Origin of the sequence: Stenotrophomonas sp. 3diitr2024, from assembly GCF_042136455.1 — a bacterium.
GTDB classification, from domain to species: Bacteria; Pseudomonadota; Gammaproteobacteria; order Xanthomonadales; family Xanthomonadaceae; genus Stenotrophomonas; species Stenotrophomonas sepilia.
The window spans coordinates 1-3,415 of the sequence record NZ_JBHHMJ010000217.1; the positions used below are offsets into that span (position 1 = coordinate 1).

2 tRNA genes and 2 rRNA genes are annotated in these 3,415 nt (G+C 50.8%); all 4 read left to right on the plus strand.

From position 1 onward, the window contains the following. A 16S ribosomal RNA gene (locus ABGA94_RS04995) occupies positions 1-114 on the plus strand; the annotation flags it as partial. Between the two features lie 130 nt (positions 115-244). Next, a tRNA-Ile gene (locus tag ABGA94_RS05000) sits at positions 245-321 on the plus strand. Positions 322-329: 8 nt separating this feature from the next. Then, a tRNA-Ala gene (locus ABGA94_RS05005) sits at positions 330-405 on the plus strand. Between the two features lie 80 nt (positions 406-485). Beyond that, positions 486-3,407: ribosomal RNA gene (locus ABGA94_RS05010) — 23S ribosomal RNA — on the plus strand. Positions 3,408-3,415: the final 8 nt, after the last annotated feature.

Here is a 3,415-nt window from a genome sequence, read left to right on the forward strand (position 1 = left end):
CCGAAGTCGGTGGGGTAACCTTTTTGGAGCCAGCCGCCTAAGGTGGGACAGATGATTGGGGTGAAGTCGTAACAAGGTAGCCGTATCGGAAGGTGCGGCTGGATCACCTCCTTTCTATGGAGAATTGATAAGCGCTGCTTATCAATATAAGTTTCCGTGTTTCGTTTTCGTTTAGTTTTGAGAGTTCAATTCAGTATTGACTCTTAAATGAGGATATGATATAAATGAATCCTGCAATTTGTATGGGCCTATAGCTCAGCTGGTTAGAGCGCACGCCTGATAAGCGTGAGGTCGATGGTTCGAGTCCATTTAGGCCCACCATACATTTTGGGGCCTTAGCTCAGCTGGGAGAGCGCCTGCCTTGCACGCAGGAGGTCAGCGGTTCGATCCCGCTAGGCTCCACCAAAAAGCTATTTTAAATAGCAAATGGTATGTTCTTTGAAAACTAGATAACAGTGTAGCTCATATTTTTTAATTTTTAGTTTGGTTAAGTTAGAAAGGGCGCACGGTGGATGCCTTGACACTAGGAGTCGATGAAGGACGGGACTAACGCCGATATGCTTCGGGGAGCTGTAAGTAAGCTTTGATCCGAAGATTTCCGAATGGGGAAACCCACCATACGTAATGGTATGGTATCCTTATCTGAATACATAGGGTAAGGAAGACAGACCCAGGGAACTGAAACATCTAAGTACCTGGAGGAAGAGAAAGCAAATGCGATTTCCTGAGTAGCGGCGAGCGAAACGGAACATAGCCCAAACCAAGAGGCTTGCCTCTTGGGGTTGTAGGACATTCTATACGGAGTTACAAAGGAACGAGGTAGACGAAGCGACCTGGAAAGGTCCGTCGTAGAGGGTAACAACCCCGTAGTCGAAACTTCGTTCTCTCTTGAATGTATCCTGAGTACGGCGGAACACGTGAAATTCCGTCGGAATCTGGGAGGACCATCTCCCAAGGCTAAATACTCCCTAGTGATCGATAGTGAACCAGTACCGTGAGGGAAAGGTGAAAAGCACCCCGGAAGGGGAGTGAAAGAGATCCTGAAACCGTGTGCCTACAAATAGTCAGAGCCCGTTAACGGGTGATGGCGTGCCTTTTGTAGAATGAACCGGCGAGTTACGATCCCGTGCGAGGTTAAGCTGAAGAGGCGGAGCCGCAGCGAAAGCGAGTCTGAATAGGGCGTTTAGTACGTGGTCGTAGACCCGAAACCAGGTGATCTACCCATGTCCAGGGTGAAGTTCAGGTAACACTGAATGGAGGCCCGAACCCACGCACGTTGAAAAGTGCGGGGATGAGGTGTGGGTAGCGGAGAAATTCCAATCGAACCTGGAGATAGCTGGTTCTCCCCGAAATAGCTTTAGGGCTAGCCTTAAGTGTAAGAGTCTTGGAGGTAGAGCACTGATTGGACTAGGGGTCCTCATCGGATTACCGAATTCAGTCAAACTCCGAATGCCAATGACTTATCCTTAGGAGTCAGACTGCGAGTGATAAGATCCGTAGTCAAAAGGGAAACAGCCCAGACCGCCAGCTAAGGTCCCAAAGTGTGTATTAAGTGGAAAAGGATGTGGAGTTGCTTAGACAACTAGGATGTTGGCTTAGAAGCAGCCACCATTTAAAGAGTGCGTAATAGCTCACTAGTCGAGTGACTCTGCGCCGAAAATGTACCGGGGCTAAATACACCACCGAAGCTGCGGATTGATACCAATGGTATCAGTGGTAGGGGAGCGTTCTAAGGACAGTGAAGTCAGACCGGAAGGACTGGTGGAGTGCTTAGAAGTGAGAATGCCGGTATGAGTAGCGAAAGACGGGTGAGAATCCCGTCCACCGAATGCCTAAGGTTTCCTGAGGAAGGCTCGTCCGCTCAGGGTTAGTCAGGACCTAAGCCGAGGCCGACAGGCGTAGGCGATGGACAACAGGTTGATATTCCTGTACCACCTCTTTATCGTTTGAGCAATGGAGGGACGCAGAAGGATAGAAGAAGCGTGCGATTGGTTGTGCACGTCCAAGCAGTTAGGCTGATAAGTAGGCAAATCCGCTTATCGTAAAGGCTGAGCTGTGATGGGGAAGCTCCTTATGGAGCGAAGTCTTTGATTCCCCGCTGCCAAGAAAAGCTTCTAGCGAGATAAAAGGTGCCTGTACCGCAAACCGACACAGGTAGGCGAGGAGAGAATCCTAAGGTGTGCGAGAGAACTCTGGTTAAGGAACTCGGCAAAATGACCCCGTAACTTCGGGAGAAGGGGTGCTTTCTTAACGGAAAGCCGCAGTGAATAGGCCCAAGCGACTGTTTAGCAAAAACACAGCTCTCTGCGAAGCCGTAAGGCGAAGTATAGGGGGTGACACCTGCCCGGTGCTGGAAGGTTAAGGAGAGGGGTTAGCGTAAGCGAAGCTCTGAACTGAAGCCCCAGTAAACGGCGGCCGTAACTATAACGGTCCTAAGGTAGCGAAATTCCTTGTCGGGTAAGTTCCGACCCGCACGAAAGGTGTAACGATTTGGGCACTGTCTCAACCAGAGACTCGGTGAAATTATAGTACCTGTGAAGATGCAGGTTACCCGCGACAGGACGGAAAGACCCCGTGGAGCTTTACTGTAGCCTGATATTGAATTTTGGTACAGTTTGTACAGGATAGGCGGGAGCCATTGAAACCGGAGCGCTAGCTTCGGTGGAGGCGCTGGTGGGATACCGCCCTGACTGTATTGAAATTCTAACCTACGGGTCTTATCGACCCGGGAGACAGTGTCAGGTGGGCAGTTTGACTGGGGCGGTCGCCTCCTAAAGTGTAACGGAGGCGCCCAAAGGTTCCCTCAGAATGGTTGGAAATCATTCGTAGAGTGCAAAGGCATAAGGGAGCTTGACTGCGAGACCTACAAGTCGAGCAGGGACGAAAGTCGGGCTTAGTGATCCGGTGGTTCCGCATGGAAGGGCCATCGCTCAACGGATAAAAGCTACCCCGGGGATAACAGGCTTATCTCCCCCAAGAGTCCACATCGACGGGGAGGTTTGGCACCTCGATGTCGGCTCATCGCATCCTGGGGCTGTAGTCGGTCCCAAGGGTTGGGCTGTTCGCCCATTAAAGCGGTACGCGAGCTGGGTTCAGAACGTCGTGAGACAGTTCGGTCCCTATCCGTCGTGGGCGTAGGAAATTTGAGAGGAGCTGTCCTTAGTACGAGAGGACCGGGATGGACGCACCGCTGGTGTACCAGTTGTTCTGCCAAGGGCATAGCTGGGTAGCTATGTGCGGAAGGGATAAGTGCTGAAAGCATCTAAGCATGAAGCCCCCCTCAAGATGAGATTTCCCATAGCGTAAGCTAGTAAGATCCCTGAAAGATGATCAGGTTGATAGGTTCGAGGTGGAAGCATGGTGACATGTGGAGCTGACGAATACTAATAGATCGAGGACTTAACCATATAATATG